The following is a 23,906-nucleotide window of genomic DNA, read 5'->3' on the forward strand; positions in this document are numbered from 1 at the left end:
CCTCGGTGCTTTCCAGGATCCCGCTCTCGCGTTTCCCTTTCCGGCGCTTCCGACTTTATCAGAGGTTCTGAGTCGGAATTCCCGCCCCTGCTCCGGAGACTGTCTCCGGCGCACGGAGTGGCCGGGTTCCCGGGGGAGCGAGCCGTAAACGTACTGGAGCGGGGCGCCCCGATGCAAATCGAGGGGCCCCGCTCCAAGTCCGCACGTCCCAGGGGGTCGTGCGCGGGTCAGACCTCCACGACGACCGGCAGGATCATCGGCCTGCGGCGATACCTGTCGGAGACCCACTTGCCCAGCGTGCGCCGGATCAGCTGCTGCATCTGGTGGGGCTCGACGACGCCGTCCTGAGCCGAGCGCTCCAGGACCTCGGTGATCTTCGGCAGGACGTCGACGAAGGCGGCGTCCTCGATGCCGGAGCCGCGGGCCTGGACGTGCGGGCCACCCGTGATCTTGCCGGTGGACGAGTCCATGACGACGAAGACCGAGATGATGCCCTCCTCGCCGAGGATCTTGCGGTCCTTCAGCGCCGGCTCGCCGACGTCGCCGACGGAGAGGCCGTCGACGTAGACGTAACCCGCCTGGACCTTGCCGGAGATCTTGGCCTTGCCCTCGACGAGGTCGACGGCGACGCCGTCCTCGGCGATCACGATGCGGTCGTGCGGGACGCCCGTGAGAGCGCCCAGCTCGGCGTTGGCACGCAGGTGGCGCCACTCGCCGTGGACCGGCATCAGGTTGCGCGGCCGGCAGATGTTGTAGAAGTACAGGAGCTCGCCCGCCGACGCGTGGCCGGAGACGTGGACCTTGGCGTTGCCCTTGTGGACGACGTTGGCGCCCCAGCGGGTGAGGCCGTTGATGACGCGGTAGACCGCGTTCTCGTTGCCGGGGATCAGGGACGACGCCAGGATCACCGTGTCGCCGTCGACGATCCGGATCTGGTGGTCCCGGTTGGCCATGCGCGAGAGCGCGGCCATCGGCTCGCCCTGCGAGCCCGTGCAGACGAGGACGATCTCGCTGTCCGGGAGGTCGTCGAGCGTCCGGACGTCGACGACCAGGCCCGGGGGGACCCGCAGATAGCCGAGGTCTCTGGCGATGCCCATGTTGCGGACCATGGAGCGGCCGACGAAGGCGACCCGGCGGCCGTACTCGTGGGCGGCGTCCAGGATCTGCTGGATGCGGTGGACGTGGCTGGCGAAGCTCGCCACGATGATGCGCCGGCGGGCGGACGCGAAGACCTGCCGCAGAACGTTGGAGATGTCGCGTTCGTGCGGGGTGAACCCGGGGACCTCGGCGTTCGTGGAGTCGCTGAGGAGGAGGTCGATGCCCTCTTCGCTCAGACGTGCGAACGCGTGGAGGTCGGTGAGGCGGTTGTCCAGCGGGAGCTGGTCCATCTTGAAGTCGCCGGTGTGCACGACCATGCCGGCGGGGGTGCGGATGGCGACCGCGAGCGCGTCCGGGATGGAGTGGTTGACCGCGACGAACTCGCAGTCGAAGGGGCCGATGCGCTCGCGGTGGCCCTCGGCGACCTCGAGCGTGTAGGGGCGGATCCGGTGCTCCTGGAGCTTCGCCTCGATCAGGGCGAGGGTCAGCTTGGAGCCGATCAGCGGGATGTCCGGCTTCTCGCGGAGCAGGAAGGGGACGCCGCCGATGTGGTCCTCGTGACCGTGGGTGAGAACGATGCCCTCGATGTCGTCGAGGCGGTCCCGGATGGACGAGAAGTCCGGCAGGATCAGGTCGATTCCGGGCTGCTCCTCCTCGGGGAAGAGCACTCCGCAGTCGACGATCAGCAGGCGGCCGCCGTACTCGAACACGGTCATGTTCCGGCCGATCTCGCCGAGGCCGCCGAGCGGGGTGACCCGCAGGCCGCCTTCGGGGAGCGGCGGGGGCGGGCCGAGTTCAGGATGCGGATGACTCAAAAGACTCTCCTCACCACACACGCCACGTACCGGTGGGGCACGTGGCGCGCATGACGTTCGTGCAGATGCAGTTGTCGTTGTGGGGTGCGGGCACCGGTGGCCCGCGTATTCAGTTGTGAGGTTTGTGCGCGCCCGGTCGGGCGAAGTCCGATGTCAGAGCTGTACCCCGCCGGCGCCAAGATCGATCTTGAGCTGCTCGATCTCCTGGGGTGTGAGTTCCACCATGGGCGGGCGCAGCGGGCCGCCGGGCAGGCCCTGGAGGGCGAGCGCGGCCTTGGTGGTCATGACGCCCTGGGTGCGGAACATGCCCGTGCAGACCGGGAGCAGCTTCTGGTGGATCTCGGTCGCCTTCTGGACGTCCCCACTGGTGTACGCCTCGACCAGCTCGCGCAGCTCCGGGGTGACCACGTGGCCGACGACGGAGACGAAGCCGACGGCGCCCACGGAGAGCAGCGGCAGGTTGAGCATGTCGTCGCCGGAGTACCAGGCGAGGCCGGATCGCGCGATGGCCCAGCTCGCGCGGCCGAGGTCGCCCTTGGCGTCCTTGTTGGCGACGATCCGCGGGTGCTCGGCGAGCCGGACCAGCGTCTCGGTGTTGATCGGGACGCCGCTGCGGCCGGGGATGTCGTAGAGCATGACCGGCAGCTCGGCGGCGTCGGCGACGGCCGTGAAGTGCCGGTAGAGGCCCTCCTGGGGCGGCTTGTTGTAGTAGGGAGTGACGACGAGGAGGCCGTGTGCGCCGGTCTGCTCGGCGGCGCGGGCCAGCTCGATGCTGTGGTGGGTGTCGTTGGTGCCGACACCGGCGACGACGTGGGCGCGGTCGCCCACGGCCTCCAGGACCGCTCGTACGAGGTCCGATTTCTCCGCGTCGCTGGTGGTGGGGGACTCGCCGGTGGTGCCGTTGATGATCAGGCCGTCGTTGCCTGCGTCCACCAGGTGCGCGGCGAGCCGCTGCGCGCCGTCGAGGTCGAGTGCGCCGTCCGCCGTGAAGGGCGTGACCATGGCGGTGAGGACCCGCCCGAAGGGGGTCTGCGGAGTGGAGGTCGGAGCCATGGGTTACACGCTACTCGTTACGCAAGGCCTGGTCTGCCCTCGGGGTGCGGGATAAGTCAGGACAAAGATGGAGCCCGGCACTGCCTGCTCGGGGGTTCAAGCAGTGCCGGGTCCGTTTGATCAGGCTAGATGAACTTAGCTAAATGCCGCAATACGGACACTTCTCCGGGCTGGCCCGTACCTGCGTGCCTGCCGGGGAGCCGGCGGGGAAGTACCTGCGCGTCACGGGGCCACCCGGCCGTTGGCGTTGAAGGCCGCGTACGTGAGCGGCATCAGCCGGGCCCACTCGGCCTCCATCTTCTCGCCGACCATCTCGATCTCCCGCTGCGGGAAGGACGGCACCTTGGCCAGCTCGTGCTGGGTGCGCAGGCCGAGGAAGTGCATCAGCGAGCGCGCGTTGCAGGTGGCGTACATCGAGGAGAACAGGCCGACCGGGAGGACCGCGCGGGCGACCTCGCGGGCCACGCCCTCGGCGAGCAGCTTCTGGTAGGCGGAGTAGGCCTGCTGGTAGGACTCGTCGAAGACGCGGTGCAGCGTGTCGAACTGCGTCGGCGTGCCCTCGACGAAGGTGTACTTGCCGGGGCGCCCCTCCTGGACCAGCTTGCGGGAGGCGTCGGGTACGTAGAAGACCGGCTGGAGCTCGCGGTAGCGGCCGGACTCCTCGTTGTACGACCAGCCGACGCGGTGCCGCATGAACTCCCGGAAGACGAAGATCGGCGCGCTGATCAGGAAGGTCATCGAGTTGTGCTCGAAGGGGCTGCCGTGCCGGTCCCGCATCAGGTAGTTGATCAGGCCCTTCGAACGCTCGGGGTCCTTCTGCAGCTCGGCCAGGGACTGCTCCCCGAGGGTCGAGACGCGCGCGGCGAACAGGACGTCGGAGTCGGAGGCGCTGGACTTCACCAGTTCGACCGTGACGTCACTGCGCAGGGTGATGTCGGCGTGGGGGGCGTCGGCGGAGGTCAAGAGGGTCCTTCCATCACGGCTGGAGTGCGCCGACCACTTTACTCAGTGCCCGGTGCGCGGATTTTCCCGGTAAGCGGGCACTTCGCCGGGTACTCGCGCGTCTGTCTTGGTGACCGTCACTCGTGCGAGACCGATTCCTCAGAGATCAGAGAGGAGCAGGACCCCCGATGTTCCGTCGGCGTGAACCCGTACCCTTCGCCTTCCTCGCCGAGGCGGAGCGGTTCCGCAGCAATGTCACTCCCCCGCCCCGCGAGCGGGCGAGCGCCGGGGAGGTGGCCGGGCGCTGGCTCATGGGGCTCACCATCGTGGCCGGGCTCGTCGGCTCCCTGGTGATCGGGACACCGGCCCTGGAGCTGGACCGTTCGGCCACGCCGGCGCAGCAGTCCCAGGCGTCCGACGGGCGCTGAGCGGGCCTGACTCGGACGGACCCCCAAGGGTGGTGGGCGGGGGCACGGATCGATAGCCTCACCGGGCACAGCCCATGCATGGATGAGTGAGGACCCAGCCGTGCCCCTGCCCTTTCTGACGGCCGACCGCGCCTTCGACACGACGGAAGACGTCGCGCTGCCGTTCGACGACCGCGACCGCTGGCGGCGCCCCTACCGCCCCGGTCCCTGGCGGGTGGGTGCGGCCGCGATCTGGCTGCTGCTCGCCTCCTACGTCCTGTTCGCCGCGGTGATCATCGCGCTGACCGGCACGCTGCCCGCCGCCGGTGCGGTGTTCGGCATCGCGCTGGCGATCATCGCCGTGGCCCTGCGGCTGCTGCGCACGGGGGTGTGGGTGAGCGCGCACGGGCTGCGTCAGGTGCGCCTGCTGCACACCCGGACGCTGCCGTGGGAGCGGGTCACCGCCGTGCGGACGGTGCAGCAGCCGGTGCGCTGGCTGGGACTGCCGCGGACGGTGCAGGGGCAGGCGCTGATCCTGGTCCGCGCGGGCCGTACCGCGGACGACGCGCCGTACCTGCTGACCACGCACAGCGCCGACTTCCTGGCCCGGCCCGGGGCGTTCGACCGGGCGGCGGACGCGGTGGAGGCGTGGGCCGAGGAGTACCAGCGGGACTGAGTCACCCGTGCGGGCCGGCACGCGGGGTGCCGGCCGGTGTCAGGTCCGGACGGGCCTGCCGTCGTGGAGGGCGATCGCCCGCTGCATCGCCTTGCGGGCGCGCGGGGTGTCGCGGGCGTCGTGGTAGGCGACGGCCAGCCGGAACCACGTGCGCCAGTCGTCCGGCGCCGCCTCCGTCTCGGCCTTGCGCCGGGTGAAGACCTCGTCGGCCGAGTCGCGGTCGACGCGGCCGCTGGGCAGACGCCTCAGTTCGTCGACCGGCAGGCCGCCCTCGGCGTCGAGTTCGGCGGCGAGCCGGTTGGCCCGGCGGACGAACTGGGTGTTCTTCCACAGGAACCACAGGCCGATGAACGGCAGGACCAGCACCGCGACACCGAAGGCGACGGCGATCGGCGAGCCGGTGCGGATGAGCAGCACGCCCCGGCTGCCGACCAGGACGAAGTAGAAGACCAGGACGGCAGCCGTGAGGAGGTAGGAGAGCTTCGCGCGCATGAGGGTCCGGCTCAGCCCAGGTCCAGGAAGTGTTCCAGGCCGATGGTGAGGCCCGGGGTGCTCACCACGCGGCGCGCGCCGAGCAGGATGCCCGGCATGAAGCTGCTGTGGTGCAGCGAGTCGTGCCGGACGGTGAGAGTCTCGCCCTCGCCGCCGAGCAGGACCTCCTGGTGCGCGAGCAGCCCGCGCAGGCGCACGGCGTGCACCGGCACGCCGTCGACGCTGGCGCCGCGCGCCCCCTCCAGGGCCGTGACCGTGGCGTCCGGCGCGGGCGCCGAGCCGGCCTTGGCGCGGGCCGCGGCGATGAGCTGGGCGGTGCGGGTGGCGGTGCCGCTGGGGGCGTCGACCTTGTTGGGGTGGTGCAGCTCGACGACCTCGACGGACTCGAAGTAGGGCGCGGCGATCTGCGCGAACTTCATGGTGAGCACGGCGCCGACGGAGAAGTTCGGCGCGATCAGCACGCCCGTCTCCGGCGACCGCTCCAGCCAGCCGCGCAGCTGCGCGAGGCGCTCGTCGGTCCAGCCCGTCGTACCGACGACGGCGTGGATCCCGTGCCGTACGCAGTAGTCGAGGTTGTCCATCACCGAGGCGGGGGTGGTGAGCTCGACGGCGACCTGGGCACCGGAGGCGGTCAGCGCCTCCAGGTCGTCGCCCCGGCCGAGGGCGGCGACCAGTTCCATGTCGTCGGCGGCGTCGACGGCTCGTACCGCCTCCGAACCGATCCGGCCCTTGGCACCGAGGACCGCCACGCGCAGCTTGCTCATAGTGTTGATTCCTTACCGACGTACCGGATACGGGTGTCAGGCGACGGCATCGTGCAGACGCGATGCCTGCTTGTCCTTCAGCGGGCCGATGACCGACAGCGAGGGCCGCTGTCCCAGGATGTCGCGCGCGACCGCGCGGACGTCGTCCGGGGTCACCGCCGCGATCCGGGCCAGCATGTCGTCGACGGACATCTGCTCGCCCCAGCACAGCTCGCTCTTGCCGATACGGTTCATCAGCGCGCCGGTGTCCTCCAGGCCGAGGACCGTGGAGCCGCGGAGCTGGCCGACGGCGCGGTCGAGCTCGTCGTCGGACAGGCCGTGCTCGGCGACGTGGTCGAGTTCGTCGCGGCAGATCCTCAGCACGTCGTGCACCTGGCTGGGACGGCAGCCGGCGTACACGCCGAACAGGCCGCAGTCGGCGAAGCCGGAGGTGTACGAGTAGACGCTGTAGGCGAGGCCCCGCTTCTCCCGCACCTCCTGGAAGAGCCGGGACGACATGCCGCCGCCGAGGGCGGTGTTGAGCACGCCCAGGGCCCAGCGGCGGTCGTCCGTGCGGGCCAGGCCCGGCATGCCGAGCACGACGTGGGCCTGCTCGGTCTTGCGGCCGAGCAGCCGGACGCGGCCGGCGGTACGGACGGCCCGGCGGCCGTCGCGCGGGGCGACGGGCTGGGCGGCGCCGTCCTCCAGGGCGCCGGCCTGCTCGAAGGCGGCGCGGACCAGGCGTACGACCTTGTTGTGGTCGATGTTGCCGGCGCAGGCGACCACGAGGTGGGTGGGGTCGTAGTGCTTCTTGTAGAAGCGGCGGATGCGGTCGGCGGTGAGCGCGTTGACCGTGTCGACCGTGCCGAGGACCGGGCGGCCGAGCGGGTTGTCGCCGAACATCGTGTGCGCGAACAGGTCGTGCACGCAGTCGCTCGGGTCGTCCTCGGTCATCGCGATCTCTTCGAGGATCGCGCCGCGCTCGACGTTCACGTCGTCCTCGAGGATGAGCGAGCCGGTCAGCATGTCGCAGACGACGTCGATGGCGAGCGGCAGGTCGGCGTCGAGCACGCGTGCGTAGTAGCACGTGTACTCCTTCGCCGTGAACGCGTTCATCTCGCCGCCGACCGCGTCGAGGGCGGCGGAGATGTCCAGCGCGCTGCGCCGCTGGGTGCCCTTGAAGAGCAGGTGCTCCAGGTAGTGCGTGGCGCCGTTCAGGGACGGCGTCTCGTCGCGGGAGCCGACGTGCGCCCAGATGCCGAAGGTGGCGGAGCGCACGGAGGGCAGGGTCTCGGTGACGATCCGCAGGCCGCCGGGGAGGGTGGTCCTGCGGACGGTGCCGATGCCGGCGGTGCCCTTGATGAGCGTTTGGGTACGGGCGACGGCCCGCGCCTCCGAGGAGGAGCGGGCCGTCGCCCTGGCGCTACGGGACGTCACTGGTCGGCGTCGTCCTTCGACTCGTCGGCGCCGCCGTCGGTCTCGCCCTCGATGACCGGAATCAGGGAGAGCTTGCCGCGGGAGTCGATCTCGGCGATCTCGACCTGGACCTTGTGGCCCACGCCGAGCACGTCCTCGACGTTCTCCACGCGCTTGCCGCCGGCCAGCTTGCGGATCTGCGAGATGTGCAGCAGGCCGTCCTTGCCGGGCAGCAGGGAGACGAAGGCCCCGAACGTGGTGGTCTTCACGACCGTGCCCAGGTAGCGCTCGCCGACCTCGGGCATCGTCGGGTTGGCGATGCCGTTGATCGTGGCGCGGGCGGCCTCGGCGGACGGGCCGTCGGCGGCACCGATGTAGATCGTGCCGTCGTCCTCGATGGTGATCTCGGCGCCCGTGTCCTCCTGGATCTGGTTGATCATCTTGCCCTTGGGGCCGATGACCTCGCCGATCTTGTCGACCGGGATCTTCACGGTGATGATCCGCGGCGCGTTCGGGGACATCTCGTCGGGCCGGTCGATGGCCTCCATCATCACGTCGAGGATGTGGAGACGCGCGTCGCGGGCCTGCTTGAGGGCGGCGGCGAGCACGGAGGCCGGGATGCCGTCCAGCTTGGTGTCGAGCTGGAGGGCGGTCACGAACTCCTTGGTGCCGGCGACCTTGAAGTCCATGTCGCCGAAGGCGTCCTCCGCACCGAGGATGTCGGTGAGGGTGACGTAGTGCGTCTCGCCCTCGATCTCCTGGGAGATCAGGCCCATGGCGATACCGGCGACCGGGGCCTTCAGCGGCACACCGGCGTTCAGCAGCGACATGGTGGAGGCGCAGACCGAGCCCATGGACGTCGAGCCGTTGGAGCCGAGGGCCTCGGACACCTGACGGATCGCGTACGGGAACTCCTCGCGGGTCGGCAGGACCGGGACCAGGGCGCGCTCGGCGAGAGCGCCGTGGCCGATCTCGCGGCGCTTGGGGGAGCCGACGCGGCCGGTCTCGCCGGTGGAGTACGGCGGGAAGTTGTAGTTGTGCATGTAGCGCTTGCGGGTCACCGGGGAGAGGGTGTCCAGCTGCTGCTCCATGCGGAGCATGTTCAGGGTGGTGACGCCCAGGATCTGGGTCTCGCCACGCTCGAACAGCGCGGAGCCGTGCACCCGCGGGATCGCCTCGACCTCGGCGGCCAGGGTGCGGATGTCGGTGACACCGCGGCCGTCGATGCGCTTCTTCTCCTTGATGACGCGCTCACGGACCAGGGACTTGGTCAGCGAGCGGTACGCGGCGGAGATCTCCTTCTCGCGGCCCTCGAACTCCGGCAGGAGCTTCTCGGCGGCGAGGGTCTTCACGCGGTCCAGCTCGGCCTCGCGCTCCTGCTTGCCGGCGATGGTGAGCGCCTGGGCGAGCTCGGGCTTGACCGCGGCCGCCAGGGCCTCCAGGACGTCGTCCTGGTGGTCGAGGAAGATCGGGAACTCGGCGGTCGGCTTGGCGGCCTTCGCGGCGAGGTCCGACTGGGCCTTGCAGAGCACCTTGATGAAGGGCTTCGCGGCGTCCAGACCGGCGGCGACGACGTCCTCGGTGGGGGCCTCGGCGCCGCCCTCGACCAGCTTGACGGTCTTCTCGGTGGCCTCGGCCTCGACCATCATGATCGCGACGTCGCCGTCCTCCAGGACGCGGCCCGCGACGACCATGTCGAAGACGGCGTCCTCGAGCTCGGTGTGCGTCGGGAAGGCCACCCACTGGCCGCGGATCAGCGCGACGCGGACGCCGCCGATCGGGCCGGAGAAGGGCAGGCCGGCCAGCTGCGTGGACGCGGACGCGGCGTTGATCGCGACGACGTCGTACAGGTGGTCGGGGTTGAGCGCCATGATCGTGGCGACGACCTGGATCTCGTTGCGCAGGCCCTTCTTGAAGGACGGGCGCAGCGGGCGGTCGATGAGGCGGCAGGTGAGGATGGCGTCCTCGGAAGGGCGGCCCTCACGGCGGAAGAAGCTGCCGGGGATCTTGCCGGCGGCGTACATCCGCTCCTCGACGTCCACCGTGAGCGGGAAGAAGTCGAGCTGGTCCTTGGGGTTCTTGGAGGCGGTGGTGGCCGACAGCACCATGGTGTCGTCGTCCAGGTACGCCACGGCGGAACCGGCGGCCTGCTTGGCCAGGCGGCCCGTCTCGAACCGGATGGTACGGGTGCCGAAGGCGCCGTTGTCGATGACGGCCTCGGCGTAGTGGGTCTCGTTCTCCACTAGGTTTTCTCCTCGTCCTCGTCCCTCCTCGCCCGTGTGGCGGGGGGACGGTGGCGGAGAAGCGCTCCGTCTGGTGCGGGCCGGTCTTCGATCGAAGCACCCGGGGCTCGCTTCCCCCCGGGGGCCACTACCGAGGACCGGCGGCGGCGCGGTGCGCTCCTCCTCGTTCGTCCTGTGATTCCGCCATACCCCGGTGGAGCGCGGAATCACGCTGTGTCGTGCGTATTGCGTTGTGCTACCACACTACAAAGGGGCGGTGACACTCCGCACGTACAGCAAAGGGAGCGGTCCCCTCGTCGTGGGGACCGCTCCCTTCACGGCGTCTTACTTGGCGCCCGCCGCACCGCGGCGGATGCCGAGGCGGTCGACCAGCGCACGGAAGCGCTGGATGTCCTTCTTGGCGAGGTACTGCAGCAGCCGGCGGCGCTGGCCGACCAGGATCAGCAGACCACGGCGGGAGTGGTGGTCGTGCTTGTGGGTCTTGAGGTGCTCCGTCAGGTCGGAGATCCGACGGGAGAGCAGAGCGACCTGGACCTCGGGAGAGCCGGTGTCACCCTCCTTGGTACCGAACTCGGAGACGATCTGCTTCTTCGTAGCGGCGTCGAGCGACACGCGTACTCCTCATGGTCTGAGAATGGCCACCGAGTGCCCCCGGTCTGCGTCTCGGGGGATCTTCCGTGACTCGGAAGGCGGGATCCGCTGGGCGCGGCCTCCAGAGCAGGGCTCCGGGGACGCGTACACATACGGCCGTCACTCAGGGTACCAGCAGGTGAGCACCGCTCCGTCAACGGTGCCCGAAGCGCCCTGCCGGCGGCGGGGCGGCCACTAGGGTGAGCCGTCGGATCGGCATCGGTGTGCACGTCGGGAAGGGGTCGCTGGTCAATGGCGGAGACGGAAGCGGAGATCAGGGCACGCAAGGAACGGGAGCGGGACGAGCTGTACGCGCTCGACATCTCGGGCGTCGAGTGGCACAGCGCGCCGGGAACCGAGGAGCACGAGGAGCGGGTCGAGATCGCGTACCTGCCCGGCGGCGCCGTGGCCATGCGGTCCTCACTCGATCCCGGGACCGTGCTGCGGTACACGGAGGCGGAGTGGCGGGCGTTCGTGCTGGGAGCGCGGGACGGGGAGTTCGACCTGGAGCCGGCGCCGCGCCCCGCGGGACCCGCGGAGCGGTAGCCGCCGCGGCGGCCGGTGCGCGCCGGCCGCCGCCGGCCGGGGCCGCCGCTCAGGTGCCGCGGCGCGCGTTGCTCTCGATGCCGAGGACCAGGTAGATCCACGCCTTCCCGGAGGGCGGGCCGTCGACCCGCTTGACGCCGAAGAAGAGGCGTCCGTCCTGCACGACGACGTAGTTGTGCTCCGTCATCGTCATCAGCTCGGCCTCCGCGGGCAGGTCGAAGGAGAAGTACGGCGTCTCCCTGCCGGTCTCGGGGTCCAGGCTCACGAGCGCGTTGGGCGCGATGTGGTCGCCGGTCTCGCGCAGGGCGAGCAGCCGGCCGCCGCTCATCCGCACCGGGTAGAGCAGCGAGCCGGGACCGGAGTCGAACTTCTTCGTGGTCCGCCCGGTGGCCAGGTCGAAGCCGATGACCCAGTTGGAGTTGGCCGCCTCGCCCGACTCCTTGCTGCGCAGGAAGACCTGGCCTGCGCCGACGGCGATGGTCGGGCAGTCGTCGACGACCAGGTAGTCGTCGTACGCGCACTCCCCCACGTACGTGCCGCTCTGCAGGCGGATCGTGGCGCGGGCCTTGCCCTCGGCGTCGAAGGAGAGCAGCTCGGATATGCCGATCTCGCCGGCCTGGACGGCGAGGACGGCCGGTTCGGCGGACGGGACGGTCAGGTCGCGGATGCCCTTGGCGGCGGAGTACGTCCACAGGACCTCGCCCGTGCGTGGGTCCACCTTGCGGGCCTTGTAGGCGACGCTCTCCAGTGAGCCGGCCGGGAGGCCGTCGTCGTCGACGACGCACCGCTGGCGGACGATCAGCGCGCCGCCGCCGGCCGCGCCCATGTCCTGGCAGGGCCCGGTGGAAGTGGTGCGCCACAGCCGCTCGCCGGTGTCCATGGCGTACGCGTCGGTGCCGCCGCCCCAGGTCAGGACGACGGTGCCGTGGGTGAGGGTCACACTCGGCGTGTCCTGGTAGTCGCCGCTGACGGGCAGCTCCGCGGAGTCGCCGGCGGCGGAGGCGGGGAACTCGCCCGACCAGACCTCGCGGCCGTCGTCCAGGTCGAAGAACGCCACGTGGTCGCAGAGCGCGTCCTCGTCCTCGCTCGCCCGGAACAGCACGGCCGTGCGGTGGTCGCCGGTGACATGGCGGGTGTACCCGCAGATCGGGCCGGCGAGGGAGAGCTTCCACCGCTCGTCGCCGGGTACGGCGTCGCTGCCGACGGCCAGGCCGAGGACGGTCTTGTTGACGCCCTTGGCGAGGATCTTGTCCGTGGCCCACATGCCGGGCATCTCGTAGTGCTCGCCGGAGGTGAGGTCGTCCACGGAGAACCGGAAGGCCATCTTTCCGATGGTGCTCGCGGGCGGTGCCTCGACCGTCTGCCGCACGTCGAGGCGGCCCTGTCCGGCGGTGCTGCGCGGCCCGGTCCCGCTGTCGTCGCCGGCTCCGCCCCACAGGAGCCGGCCGCCGATGCCGAGTGCCACGGCGAGGACGACGGCGAGTGGCCACACCAGCAGCTTCCGGCGGCGCCGGACGCGGGCGGCCTCCGCGGACGTCGCGGACTGGGTGTAGACGGACGGGGGCGGGCCGAAGCTCACGCTCGAAGTTCCTTTCCGTGCCGGGCAGGTGGGTGGGGCGCCGGCTTCCCGCCGTGCCGGGCGGGCGGGCGGCCGCCGGTCGGTTGACGAAGCCTGTGCCGAAACATGAAGCCTGTGTCGAGTCCGTGCCGCAGTCTGTTTCGCAGCCTGGGTCGAGTCCGTGCCGCAGTCTGTTCCGCAGCCTGGGTCGAGTCCGTGCCGCAGTCTGTTCCGCAGCCCGTGTCGAGTCCGTGCCGCAGTCTGTTCCGCAGCCCGTGTCGAGTCCGTGCCGAAGCCGGAGTCGTAGCCCGGGTCGAGTCCGTACCGAAGCCGGCATCGAAGCCCGGGTCGAGTCCGTACCGGGGCCGGAGTCGGAGCCCGCGGTCGCCGGTTTCAGCTCGTCATCGCCCGGGCGGCGGCGTACACGTCGAAGACGGCCAGTGCCAGCGGCACCAGGGTGAGCAGGACGAAGCCCTCGGCGATCTCCGTGAAGCGTCCCCAGAACGGGGTGACGCCGCCGCGCGAGGCGATCAGGCCGATCGCGGTGACGACGGCGGACACCGCCGCGACCGCCGCCACCAGCCAGATCGTACGGACGTCCAGGTCGGTGCGGTCGCCCGTGAGGGCGTCGCGGACCGCCGGCAGGGGCGGGTTGAGCGCCAGCCCGATGCCGAGCAGCACCAGGGAGCCCAGCCCGGCGGCGAGGAGAGGGGCGACCTGGGCGGTGTAGCGGAAGAGCTGGGCGCGCATCAGCAGGGCGACGCCCACGGCGAGGGCGAGCAGCCGGGACCAGACGTTCTCGGCGAAGCCGAGGACCGCGCAGGCGCCCACCGCGACGAGCGCGCAGCCGCCGACCAGGCCGACCAGGAGTTCGTGGCCGCGGCGTACCTGGGCGGTGATCCGCTCGATGTCGACCGGCTCCTGGGGGGCGGGCTCGGCGCCGTACGCGCTGCGCGGGGCGGAGGCCTGGGCGTCGAAACCGATGGGGAGCCGGGCGAAGCGCAGGGACAGACCGGGCAGGAAGGCCAGGGCGCCCACCGCGACGGGCGCGCAGACCGCGGCGGTCTCGGACGGCGTCCACCGCGCGAGGATGCCCGCGAACACGGCGGCCAGGGCCGCCCCGGAGGCGACCAGGCAGGCGACGAACGGGCCGTCGCCGCCGGGCGAGCACAGGGTGAGCAGTACGGCGGCGAGCAGCACCGCCGCGCAGGCCAGCAGGAACTGGAGCTTGCCGACACCCTGGCCGTCGGCGAGCGGCAGCAGCCCGGAGCCGGCCACCCCGACGTTCGGCAGGGCGCCCAGTCCCAGGGCGACGGCGGAGGACCGGTCGTCGTAGACGCGGGCCCGCACGCAGGCGAGGGCGACGAGCAGGACACCGGCGACGGCGGCGAGGACGCCGGGCAGCGCGTGCATGTCGTGGCGCGGGTCGCCCGTCCAGGCCACGAAGGCGAGCAGCACCGGCAGCACGCCGCCGCCGACGAGGCCCGCGGCCCGGGTCAGCTCGCCGCCCCACAGGGTGTGCTCGCGGGTCACGGCCGAGGCGACCGCGTCGGACACGTCGTCGTGGACGGCGGGCGGCAGCGATGCGGAGAACGGGCGCAGCGTGAGGAGTTCGCCGTCCAGGATGTGCTGGGCGGTGAAGGAGCGCGAGCCGTCGAGGACCCTGCCGTCCCGGCGTACGAGGTGGTAGCCGACCGGCGCGCCCGGGGCGGGGCTCTGCCGGGCGAGCCTGAGGACCTCCGGGTAGAGGTCGACGACCGGGACGTCGTCGGGCAGGGCCACGTCGATCCTGCTGTCGGGCGCGACGATCGTGACCCGGCAGAAGCCGAGCCCGCTCCTGGCGGCGGCGCCCGTTCCGGGTCCCCCCGCGGTGGCTGCCGTGGAGGCCGTGATGCTCACCTGCTGCTCCCCCTCAGTGGTGGTTCCGGGTCGGCGGTGTGAAGGAACTGCGCCGGTTCGCGCACCGGGTGACCGGTGGGTGCGGCCGGGCGGCCGTACCGGCCCGGCAGGGCGCCGAAGCGCGCGGAATGTCCCGCCTTACGGTCCCCGTCCCGCATGTGCTCACGCGAACATCCGGCACCTTACCGCCCCCTGGTCACACAAGAAGTCAGTAGGATCACGCGGCGGCCTGCGTCCGCCTGACACGGGGTGGCGGACGGTACTTACCGCGGCCGGCAAGGGAATTGGTGAGCAGTGAGCCACATCGTCGTCAAGCGTCCGCCGCGGTCGCTGCCGTCCGAGGTGCCCACGGGCGAGATCGCCGTACAGCCTCCGCCCGAGTTGCCGCGGGGGCATCAGGAGAGCGTGCTGATGCAACTCCTGCCGACGCTCGGCATGGGTGGCTCGGTGGTCTTCTTCTTCACGAGCGGGCAGCCGTTCATGCGGATCATGGGCATGGTCATGATCGCCTCGACCGTCGCCATGTCCGTGGCCATGGTGGTGCGCTACCGGCGCGGCGCCCAGGGGCAGTTGGCGGACCTGCGCCGGGACTACCTGGGCTACCTGGCCCGGATCCGCCGCACCACGCTCGCCACCGCGCGGGCCCAGCGGGACGCGCAGTACTACCTGCACCCCTCCCCCGACCAGCTGTGGGCGCTGGTCGCCGAGGGCAGCCGGGTGTGGGAACGGCGGCCCGGCGACGAGGACTTCGCCCAGGTCCGCATCGGCCTGGGACCCCAGGCACTGGCCACCGCGCTGGTCGCCCCGGAGACCGGGCCCGCCGAGCAGCTGGAGCCGCTGACGGCGGGTGCGCTGCGCCGCTTCCTCGCCGTCCACGGCACCCTGGACGACCTCCCGATGGCCGTCTCCCTGCGGGCCTTCGGCCGGCTGACGATCAGCGGCGAGCCGCAGTCGGTACGGTCCTGCGCGCGCGCCCTGGCCGCTTCGCTGGCCGCGCTGCACTCCCCCGAGGACCTGGTCCTCGTCGTCGCCGCGGGCCGCGAGGAGCTGGCGCACTGGGAGTGGGCCAAGTGGCTGCCGCACGTGCAGGCGCCGGACGCCGTGGACGGCGCGGGCAGCCGCCGTCTGATCGGCACGGACATCCGTGAGCTGGAGAACCTGATCGCGTCCCGGCTCGGCGGCCGCCCCCGCTTCCACCCGAACGCCGCGCCCGTGCCGGACGAGCCGCACGTCGTCGTCCTCCTCGACGGCGTCTCGCTCCCCGCCGACTCGCTGCTGGCCGGACCCGAGGGACTGCTGGGCGTGACGGTCCTGGACGTCGTCCCCGGCGAGCCGGCCGGGACCGGCGGCGACCTCTCCGTCGTCGTACGGCCTGGCGCGCTGCGCCTGGAGTCGGCGCACGGTGCCGTCTACGAGGGGACGCCCGACACCCTGTCGTACGAGTCCGCGGAGGTGCTCGCCCGGCAGCTGGCCCCGCTGCGGATGGCCTCCGGCGGGGACGACGACGAACCGCTGCTGGCCGAGCTGGACTTCACCGACCTGCTCAACCTCGGTGACGCGGCGTCCGTCGACACCCGGCGCACCTGGCGGCCGCGTTCGCTGGCCGAGCGGCTGCGGGTGCCGATCGGCGTCGGTGAGGACGGCCGCCCCGTGATGCTCGACCTCAAGGAGGCGGCCCAGGAGGGCATGGGCCCGCACGGGCTGTGCGTGGGCGCGACCGGTTCCGGCAAGTCGGAGTTGCTGCGCACGCTGGTGCTGGGCCTGGCGGTCACCCACTCCTCGGAGACCCTGAACTTCGTCCTCGCCGACTTCAAGGGCGGCGCCACCTTCGCCGGCATGGCGCGGATGCCGCACGTCGCGGCCGTGATCACCAACCTGGCGGACGACCTGACCCTGGTCGACCGCATGGGCGACTCCATCCGCGGCGAGCTCAACCGCCGCCAGGAGATGCTGCGGAACGCGGGCAACTACGCCAACATCCACGACTACGAGAAGGCCCGGGCGGCGGGCGCGCCCCTGCGGCCCCTCCCCTCGCTGGTCCTGGTGATCGACGAATTCAGCGAACTGCTCACGGCGAAGCCGGACTTCATCGAGATGTTCGTGCAGATCGGCCGGATCGGCCGGTCGCTCGGCGTGCACCTGCTGCTGGCCTCGCAGCGCCTGGAGGAGGGCCGGCTGCGCGGCCTGGAGACCTATCTGTCGTACCGCATCGGCCTGCGCACCTTCTCGGCCGCCGAGTCGCGCGCGGCGCTGGGCGTGCCCGACGCCTACGAACTGCCGAACGTGCCCGGCTCCGGCTTTCTCAAGTTCGGCACCGACGAGATGGTGCGGTTCAAGGCGGCGTACGTCTCCGGGGCCTACCGCTCCGGCCCGCAGCGCCCGGCGCCCGGCGGCGGGCCGCTGCCGGTGGACCGGCGGCCGGTGCTGTTCACGGCGGCCGAGGTGCCGGTGCGGTACGCGCGGGCGGCGCCGCGTGCATCGGCCGGGGACGGGCCGCAGGCCGACGAGGCCCTCGCGGACACGGTGCTCGACGTGATCGTGCGCCGGCTGGAGGCGCAGGGCCCGGCGGCCCACCAGGTGTGGCTGCCGCCGCTGGACAGCCCGCCGTCGCTCGACGCGCTGCTGCCCGGGCTGACCGCGGTACCGGACCGGGGCCTGACCCAGCCCGGCTACGAGGGCGCGGGCCGGCTGGTCGTACCGGTGGGCCTGGTCGACAAGCCGTACGAGCAGCGCCGCGACGCGCTGTGGACGGACTTCTCCGGCGCGGCCGGCCACCTGCAGGTCCTCGGCGGCCCGCAGTCCGGCAAGTCGACCCTGCTGCGCTCGCTGATCTGCTCCTTCGCCCTCACCCACACGCCGTACGAGGTCCAGTTCTACGGCCTCGACTTCGGCGGCGGCGGCATGGCGGCGGTGGCCGGGCTGCCGCACGTGGGCGGGGTGGCCTCGCGGCTGGACCCGGAGCGGGTGCGGCGCACGGTGGCCGAGGTGTACGGCGTGCTGACCCGCCGCGAGGAGTACTTCCGCTCGGCCGGGATCCCGTCGATCGGCGAGTTCCGGGCCCGGCGGGCACGGGGCGAGATCTCCGTCACGGACCAGCCGTGGGGCGACGTCTTCCTGGTGATCGACGGGTGGGGCAACTTCAAGGCGGACCACGAGACGCTGGAGCCGATCGTCCTGGAGATGGCGGCGCGCGGCCTCGGCTACGGCATCCACGTCGTGCTGACCGCGTCGCGGTCGATGGAGGTCCGGGCGAACCTCAAGGACCACCTGATGAACCGGCTGGAGCTGCGGCTCGGCGACACCATGGACTCCGAACTGGACCGCAAGGTGGCCGCCAACGTCCCGGTGGGCGTGCCCGGCCGCGGTCAGTCGCCGCAGAAGCTGCACTTCATGGCGGCGGTGCCGCGCATCGACGGGCTCACCTCCGACACGGACCTCGCCGACGCCACGCAGGCGCTGGCCGCGGAGGTGGCCCGCCACTGGCAGGCGCCGCCCGCCCCAGAGGTACGCCTGCTGCCCCGCGAGTTCCCGGCGAGCCGGCTGCCGCCGGGCGACCGCTTCCCGAGCCGGGGTGTCGCCTTCGCCCTGGACGAGAACGACCTCGAACCGGTCTTCGTCGACTTCGAGCAGGACCCGTTCTTCCTCGTCTTCGGCGAGAGCGAGTCGGGCAAGTCGAACCTGCTGCGGCTGCTGATCAAGCAGCTGACGGAGCGCTACTCGGGCGACGAGTGCAAGCTGTTCGTGGTGGACAACCGGCGCTCCCTGCTGGACGCCACGCCGTCCTCCCACCTGGCCGAGTACATCCCGATGTCCAACGCCATGGACCACCACATGTCCGCCCTCGCCAACCTGATGCAGCGGCGCACCCCGACCGCGGACGTGACGGCGCAGCAGCTGCGCGACCGCAGCTGGTGGCAGGGGCCGACGGTGTACGTCGTCATCGACGACTACGACCTGGTGTCGACCTCCAGCGGGAACCCGCTGGCCGGGCTGACCGAGTTGCTCCCCTTCGCCCGGGACGTCGGCGTCCGCTTCGTCCTCGCCCGCTCCACGGCCGGCGCGGGCCGCGCCGCGTACGAGCCCTTCCTGCAGCGCGTCAAGGAACTGGGCGCGCAGGGAGTGGTACTGGCGGGCGACCCCGGCGAGGGCGACGTCCTCGGCGGCGTGCGGCCGCGGGCGATGCCGGCGGGGCGGGGGGTCTTCGTTTCTCGGCGGAGGGGGAGGGGGTTGGTGCAGGTGGGGTTGGTGTCGGACGGGGTGTGACACCAGGCCGAGAGGCGACGGAGAGAGTCGTCCTCGGCGTCTTGGTACCGGTCGGCCCGTGGAGTCGTTCGAACCGAGTTGACGGGTCGCGCCGGTTGGTAGCGTTGCGGAACTGTTCCGTCCGCAGGACGGGCTTACGGGGAAACGGGGAGGAGCCACGCGTGGCGTGGGACGAGTGGGAGCAGCTCAAGACCGCGGCGGCGGAGCAGCACAGCGCCGGCATGCGACTGAACCAGGTACCGGCCGGCCCGGGTGGCGACTCCGGCACGCTCGTGTCGAACAAGCCGGCCTGGTCCAAAGCCGGTCAGGATGTCGGGGCGCTCCGTGACGACATCAGCAAGGCGGTGAGCCTCCTGACGGACGGCCAGAAGGGCGTCGCCGACGTCGCGGGCTGTCTGACGGCACGTGCGCAGAAGGACGTCTACGAGTCGTGGCGACGCTACGTCAAGGACGTCAGCGGGCGCTGCGGCCGGCTCTCGGGCCTGCTGGAGAAGGCGGGCAGTGATCAGCTGAGGACCGATGAGGCGGTCGAAGCAGAGATCGCACACCTCAAGGTCGCCTACGCGGACACCCCCGCTGTGGGCGGTCAGGACAAGGGGCGGTAGCAGGACACCATGGACCTCGCGACGCTGAAAGCGCTCAAGCCGACCGAGTACGCGGAAGCGGCCGACGGATACCGCGGCACCTCGGACATGGCGAGCGCGGCGAAGGACCGCATCGAGAACCAGATCGCCGTGGCCATGAGAAAGTCCCTCAAGGGCGAGGCCGCTACCGCGGCGGTCAGGCAACTGGGGCAACTGGCGGAGAACTTCCACTACATCCAGGTCGAGTGCGGTCTCGTCAGCACGGCACTGGAGGCGTTCTCGTACGAAGTGGCAGCCGCCAAGAGCAGGCTGGACGCGGCGCTTGAGGGCGCGAAGGCCGCGCGGCTCGTCGTGAACGCCGACGGTTCGATCACCTATCCGCCCGGTGGGCAGAAGACCGAGGACGGGAAGGTCCCCGAGGGCGGCACCGTGAGCGGCCTTACGGATGGCACGGCCTCCGCGGTGGGTCGCCAGGCTGCCAACTTCGACCCCAACCCCAACCACCGGCTCGCACAGGACTACGCGGACCAGATCGCCGCCGCCCTCAAGGAGGCGACCGAGGCCGACGAGAAGTGGGCACCGAAGCTGCGTGCCCTGAAGGCGGACGACGATCTCACCGTCTCCGACAAGGACTGGGCCGATGCGTCCTCCGACACGAGCGGGGTGAGTGACGCGGGCAAGGCCTACCTCGACTCTCTGCCTCAGCCCCCCAAGGACGGCAGTCCCCAGGGCAACGCGCAGTGGTGGGGTGGGCTGTCCGCGGAGGAGCAGGCCGCATGGATCTCCTTGCAGCCGACTGCGGTGGGCGCGCTCGACGGGCTGCCCGCCGCCGTCCGGGACGAAGCCAACCGCATCGTGTTGGACGAGACCCGGGGCCGGGTGCAGACAGAGCTGAACTCGATCCCGAAGCCGCCGGCCAACGAATGGACCTGGATGTCCGCCGGAGGCTATCCGTCCAAAGTGCACACCGATGAGTGGATGGCGTGGCACAACAAGTACGGCGACCGGTACGACCAGCTCACCAGATCCCTCAAGGGCATGCAGTCCATCGAGAATCGCTTCGACGCGACCGGGACGAACCGGCTCCCCGAGGCCTATCTCCTGGGGTTCAGTGCCGACGGGGACGGCCGTGCGATCATCGCCAACGGGAATCCCGACACCGCGGACCACCGGGCGGTCTACGTCCCGGGTACGACGGCCGACCTGGACAGCATCGAGGGCGACATCAACCGGATGGTCAGTGTCTGGCGCAGAGCCAATGACGAGGCCGACGGGAAGTCCGTTTCCACGATCACGTGGCTCGGATACGAGGCACCGGACAAAGTTGCCACTGACGCGCCTTTCGAACACTACGCCTACGACGGCGCTCCAGCGTTCCGCAGCTTCATGGACGGAATCGACGCCTCGCATTCCGGCGCCTCTCCAGCGCACACCACCGTGATCGCGCACTCGTACGGAACGACTCTCGTCGGTGCCGCTGCCGAGACGGGACACCTCAAGGCCGACGACGTCATCTTCGCGGGCAGCCCTGGCGTCAAGGTGTCCAACGCCGAGGAGATGGACGTCCCCAAGGGGCACGTCTGGAACCAGGAGGCCGATGGGGACGTGGTGCCGGACCTCGGCCGGTGGGGCCATGGGGGGAACGAATTCGTCATCCCCAGTGACCGCGAATTCGGTGCCAACCAGATGACCACCGACACCGAAGGCCACAGCGATTACTGGAAGGGGAACACTACGAGCCTGAGGAATCAGGCTTTGGTCATCGTCGGGAAGGGTGATGACGTGGTGCTGGCGCCGCCGCCCGACCCGTGGGCGCACGTGAAGTAGGCCGATCCGCTCCAGCTCGACAACCTAAGGCTCCCTGACGTGAAGACACAACTGGGCGCTCTCGCGCTCACCGCCCCCCTTGCCCTCGTCACTCTCACCGGATGCAGCATGTCTGACAAAGAATCCGACGAAATCCCGCCCGCCGGCACCAGCACGTCGCGCGCCGCCTCCGCCGCGACGGAGAGGGTGTCCAGCGAGATCTACGAGCTGATCGGAGTCAAGGGCAAGGCGTCCGACAGCCGTCCGACAGTAACGGACTGTCCGAACAAGGACACCCAGACGCACTTCCGGATCCTCCACCCTTGGAGCTTCTACCCCGCGTCGGCGGGCGACCTCGACGTGGCGATGGAGCGACTCAGGACGGAGCTGCCCAAGAAGGGGTGGGAGATCGTCGAATACGGGCCGGACACGAGCAAGAACAGGAACCTGAGCCTGACTGCTGACAATGACGAGAAGAGGACAGGCGTCCACATCGTTCAGATGTCGAAGAACGACCCGCCGAAGCTGAGTCTGGACGTCGTGTCGGGCTGCTATCAGGTGCCCGACGGCCAAGAGATCGAACGCTTTTGAAGGCCGCCCTCCTGCCGGGTTCTGGGTGACACGACACCGGGGTGGGCGCCTCCCGTGCGCGCCCACCCCGGGGTGGTGTGGTGCCGGCTGTCACATGAAGTAGCTGGCGCCCTTCAGGTCGCCGCCGCGGTAGTCGCCGCCGGCCGTGTGGACCCGCTGGGAGATCTGGACCAGGGCCGCGTGGATGCCCCGGGCGTGCTTGTCCCACTCCGCGGACTTCTTCTGGAACTCGCTGTAGGCCTCGCCGCCCCAGCCCGCGGACACGTTGAGCACGGCCTGCTTCAGGGCTTCGAGGTCCTCCTCGAGCTTCTTGGCCTGGTCGCCGAGCTCGGTGGCGAGCGCGTCCATGGTGCCGTAGGTGACGGCGAGTTCGTCGTAGTGCGCTCCGGACATGTGTGCCTCGTTTCTGTGACGGTGTCAGCCGGGCCGCGCAGCCCGGGCGGTGGAGTGGCTCACTGCCGCCGGTGGCCGGTCAGTAGCTGTTGAGCGCCGACGTCCTGCCGCCGAGGTCATCGACCGAGATCTTGGTCAGGTCGGCCTCGATCTGGTCCTCGAGGTTGCGCTTGTCGGTCTTGTTCAGGTGGATGCCCTCGAGGAAGTCGTCGAGCATCTTGCCGATCGCGACCATGTGGCCGTTGATCTCGGTCTGCTTCGTGTTGAACGCGTTGGCGCCCTGGCCCCGCCAGGTCTTCTCGATCATGTCGATCGTGCCCTGCAGCTTGGCCAGCGACTGCCGGATGTTGTCGTAGCGATCGATGACTTCGGTCTGAAGCCGCTGTACGTCGCCTTCATTGAGCTTGCGGTCGACCATTTCGGCACTCCGTTTCGTGAGAGCGAGGTTCTTGGCTGCACGCGTCACCGCGTCGGGGCGGGGCGTGGTGGATGACGGGTCAGTCGCGCGCGGGGGCGTGGCCGCGAGTCGTTCACGCTCCCCGCCGGGCACGGGCCACCGCGAAGGCGCCGCCGCCGATCACCAGGGCGGCCCCGGCCCCGAGGGCCACCCATGTCGTGGTGTCACCGGACGCGTCGGAGCCGGACGCTGCCGCCGAGGTCCGGCCGCCGGTGGCGTCCTCCGGGGCCGCTGACGAGGCGGGCGCGGAGGGGGAGGCCTCGGGGTCGTCCGTGACGCCGATGGCGTTCTCCCCGGCGAGCGGGTCGGTGCCGGCGGGGCCGGGGGTGAAGCCGGCGTCTTCCAGGACCTTGCGGGGGCGGATCAGGCCGTATCCGAGGTAGGTGCTCGGGTCGTCCCTCGCCCAGTCGCGTCCGGCGGTGTCGATCAGGCTGGCGAGGACCTGGTTGGCGGTCCAGTCAGGGTGGGCGGACCAGACGAGGGCGGCGGAGGCGGAGGCTATGGCGGTGGCTTGGCTGGTGCCTCTGCCACGGCAGTACGAGCGGAAGGTTGCGTCGCACCACGTCGGCACGTTGAGCCCGGGGGCGGCCAGGTCGACGTAGTTCCCGTGCTCCGAGAACCCTCCGACCGTGCCTTCCTCGTCCGAGGCTGCGACTCCGACGACGTACGGGTACGCGGCCGGATACCCGATGAGGTTCTTGGTCTCGGCGTCGTTGCCGACACCGGCGAACATCAGCTTGCCCTTGGACTGGGCGTACTTGATCGCCGCCGCCTCCTCCGGGTAGTCGGTGGGGGCGGTGAAGGACATGCTGATGATCTTGGCGTCGCTGTTCGCAGCAGCCCTGATCGCCTGTGCGGTGTTCGGTGCCTTCCTCGCCTCTTCCGCGTTCTTCAGATCGGGGAACGCGAGTCGGTAAGGCACGACTTTCGCCCCGGGAGCCAGGCCCTTCAGACCGCCACCGGAACCAGTACCCACGATCAGTTCAGCCATGCTCGTCCCATGACCGCTGTAATCCTCCGTCGCCTTGTAGCCCACGGCCTCCGGCACCTCGTCGGTGAGCACCTGCCCCGTCAAGGACGGAGTGCCGGCGTTGACGCCCGAGTCGATGACAGCGACCTTGACGCCCTCGCCGGTGCTGACCTGCCACATCTCGTCGGCCTGCATCGCCGTCAGATACCACTGCTGTCCCTGGACGTCCGCGGCCGCCGCACCAGGAGCCAGACCCCCGGACAGGGCGGCCAAGGCACCAAGCGCTGAACCGACGGCGGAAGCCCGTCTTCCACGCCGTCCCGC

General features: G+C 70.8%; 20 protein-coding genes. 7 read left to right on the forward strand and 13 right to left on the reverse strand.

Going from position 1 to position 23,906, the window contains the following annotated elements; genetic code table 11:
• Nucleotides 1–227: 227 nt before the first annotated feature.
• The 3 genes from ACFF45_RS27370 to thyX form a co-directional block, all read right to left on the reverse strand.
• On the reverse strand, nt 228–1,913 hold the full coding sequence (locus tag ACFF45_RS27370) for a ribonuclease J (protein ID WP_381349247.1): 1,686 nt from the start codon (nt 1,911–1,913) through the stop codon (nt 228–230).
• Nucleotides 1,914–2,066: 153 nt separating this feature from the next.
• Nucleotides 2,067–2,966, reverse strand: a complete 900-nt coding sequence (gene dapA, locus ACFF45_RS27375) for a 4-hydroxy-tetrahydrodipicolinate synthase (RefSeq protein ID WP_381349249.1) — start codon at nt 2,964–2,966, stop codon at nt 2,067–2,069.
• Nucleotides 2,967–3,188: 222 nt separating this feature from the next.
• On the reverse strand, nt 3,189–3,929 hold the full coding sequence (gene thyX / locus ACFF45_RS27380; protein WP_381349251.1) for an FAD-dependent thymidylate synthase: 741 nt from the start codon (nt 3,927–3,929) through the stop codon (nt 3,189–3,191).
• Between the two features lie 167 nt (nt 3,930–4,096).
• Between thyX and ACFF45_RS27385 the strand changes: the two genes are divergently transcribed.
• Both ACFF45_RS27385 and ACFF45_RS27390 read left to right on the forward strand, forming a co-directional pair.
• Nucleotides 4,097–4,336 (forward strand): hypothetical protein, encoded by a 240-nt coding sequence (locus ACFF45_RS27385; RefSeq protein ID WP_381349252.1) that lies wholly within the window; start codon nt 4,097–4,099, stop codon nt 4,334–4,336.
• A gap of 100 nt (nt 4,337–4,436) precedes the next feature.
• Entirely contained in the window at nt 4,437–4,991 is a 555-nt protein-coding gene (locus ACFF45_RS27390; protein ID WP_381349283.1) for an SCO5741 family PH domain-containing membrane protein, read from the forward strand.
• Between the two features lie 39 nt (nt 4,992–5,030).
• Here the strand turns inward: ACFF45_RS27390 and ACFF45_RS27395 are convergent, their stop codons facing one another.
• The 5 genes from ACFF45_RS27395 to rpsO form a co-directional block, all read right to left on the reverse strand.
• Nucleotides 5,031–5,483 carry a hypothetical protein gene (locus tag ACFF45_RS27395; RefSeq protein ID WP_381349253.1) on the reverse strand — a complete coding sequence of 151 codons (453 nt, stop codon included), beginning with the start codon at nt 5,481–5,483 and terminating at the stop codon, nt 5,031–5,033.
• Between the two features lie 11 nt (nt 5,484–5,494).
• Nucleotides 5,495–6,247 (reverse strand): 4-hydroxy-tetrahydrodipicolinate reductase, encoded by a 753-nt coding sequence (gene dapB, locus ACFF45_RS27400; protein ID WP_381349254.1) that lies wholly within the window; start codon nt 6,245–6,247, stop codon nt 5,495–5,497.
• Between the two features lie 36 nt (nt 6,248–6,283).
• Nucleotides 6,284–7,663, reverse strand: coding sequence for a M16 family metallopeptidase (locus ACFF45_RS27405; RefSeq protein ID WP_381349255.1), 1,380 nt, complete (start codon nt 7,661–7,663; stop codon nt 6,284–6,286).
• Nucleotides 7,660–9,885, reverse strand: coding sequence for a polyribonucleotide nucleotidyltransferase (locus ACFF45_RS27410; protein ID WP_381349256.1), 2,226 nt, complete (start codon nt 9,883–9,885; stop codon nt 7,660–7,662). The genes ACFF45_RS27405 and ACFF45_RS27410 overlap by 4 nt, the downstream gene beginning before the upstream one ends.
• A gap of 324 nt (nt 9,886–10,209) precedes the next feature.
• The gene (gene rpsO, locus ACFF45_RS27415) at nt 10,210–10,497 is read right to left on the reverse strand and encodes a 30S ribosomal protein S15 (protein ID WP_094057916.1); all 288 of its coding nucleotides are present in this window, start codon (nt 10,495–10,497) and stop codon (nt 10,210–10,212) included.
• 270 nt (nt 10,498–10,767) lie between these two features.
• On the opposite strand from rpsO, the gene ACFF45_RS27420 reads away from it, so the two are divergent.
• The gene (locus ACFF45_RS27420) at nt 10,768–11,061 is read left to right on the forward strand and encodes a DUF397 domain-containing protein (RefSeq protein ID WP_381349257.1); all 294 of its coding nucleotides are present in this window, start codon (nt 10,768–10,770) and stop codon (nt 11,059–11,061) included.
• Nucleotides 11,062–11,110: 49 nt separating this feature from the next.
• Here the strand turns inward: ACFF45_RS27420 and ACFF45_RS27425 are convergent, their stop codons facing one another.
• The gene (locus ACFF45_RS27425) at nt 11,111–12,640 is read right to left on the reverse strand and encodes an outer membrane protein assembly factor BamB family protein (protein WP_381349258.1); all 1,530 of its coding nucleotides are present in this window, start codon (nt 12,638–12,640) and stop codon (nt 11,111–11,113) included.
• Nucleotides 12,641–13,012: 372 nt separating this feature from the next.
• Nucleotides 13,013–14,518, reverse strand: a complete 1,506-nt coding sequence (gene eccD / locus ACFF45_RS27430; RefSeq protein ID WP_381349259.1) for a type VII secretion integral membrane protein EccD — start codon at nt 14,516–14,518, stop codon at nt 13,013–13,015.
• A gap of 294 nt (nt 14,519–14,812) precedes the next feature.
• Here eccD and eccCa point away from each other — a divergent pair, with 294 nt between their 5' ends.
• From eccCa to ACFF45_RS27450, 4 genes are all read left to right on the forward strand, one after another.
• Entirely contained in the window at nt 14,813–18,781 is a 3,969-nt protein-coding gene (gene eccCa, locus ACFF45_RS27435) for a type VII secretion protein EccCa (protein ID WP_381349261.1), read from the forward strand.
• A gap of 161 nt (nt 18,782–18,942) precedes the next feature.
• The gene (locus ACFF45_RS27440; protein WP_381349262.1) at nt 18,943–19,386 is read left to right on the forward strand and encodes a hypothetical protein; all 444 of its coding nucleotides are present in this window, start codon (nt 18,943–18,945) and stop codon (nt 19,384–19,386) included.
• A 9-nt stretch (nt 19,387–19,395) separates the two neighbouring features.
• Nucleotides 19,396–21,192: an alpha/beta hydrolase gene (locus ACFF45_RS27445; protein ID WP_381349263.1), complete on the forward strand. Its 1,797-nt coding sequence runs from the start codon at nt 19,396–19,398 to the stop codon at nt 21,190–21,192.
• 39 nt (nt 21,193–21,231) lie between these two features.
• Entirely contained in the window at nt 21,232–21,762 is a 531-nt protein-coding gene (locus ACFF45_RS27450) for a hypothetical protein (RefSeq protein ID WP_381349264.1), read from the forward strand.
• Between the two features lie 90 nt (nt 21,763–21,852).
• On the opposite strand, the gene ACFF45_RS27455 is transcribed toward ACFF45_RS27450, so the two are convergent.
• The 3 genes from ACFF45_RS27455 to ACFF45_RS27465 all read right to left on the reverse strand — a co-directional run bounded on the left by ACFF45_RS27455 (nt 21,853) and on the right by ACFF45_RS27465 (nt 23,855).
• The gene (locus tag ACFF45_RS27455) at nt 21,853–22,155 is read right to left on the reverse strand and encodes a WXG100 family type VII secretion target (protein ID WP_381349266.1); all 303 of its coding nucleotides are present in this window, start codon (nt 22,153–22,155) and stop codon (nt 21,853–21,855) included.
• A 79-nt stretch (nt 22,156–22,234) separates the two neighbouring features.
• Complete coding sequence (locus tag ACFF45_RS27460; protein WP_381349268.1) at nt 22,235–22,573, reverse strand: WXG100 family type VII secretion target; 339 nt, start codon at nt 22,571–22,573, stop codon at nt 22,235–22,237.
• A gap of 112 nt (nt 22,574–22,685) precedes the next feature.
• Nucleotides 22,686–23,855, reverse strand: coding sequence for a S8 family serine peptidase (locus ACFF45_RS27465; protein WP_381349269.1), 1,170 nt, complete (start codon nt 23,853–23,855; stop codon nt 22,686–22,688).
• Nucleotides 23,856–23,906 lie beyond the last annotated feature (51 nt).

Origin of the sequence: Streptomyces cinereospinus, from assembly GCF_042430725.1 — a bacterium.
In the GTDB taxonomy this organism is placed as follows: Bacteria; Actinomycetota; Actinomycetes; order Streptomycetales; family Streptomycetaceae; genus Streptomyces; species Streptomyces cinereospinus.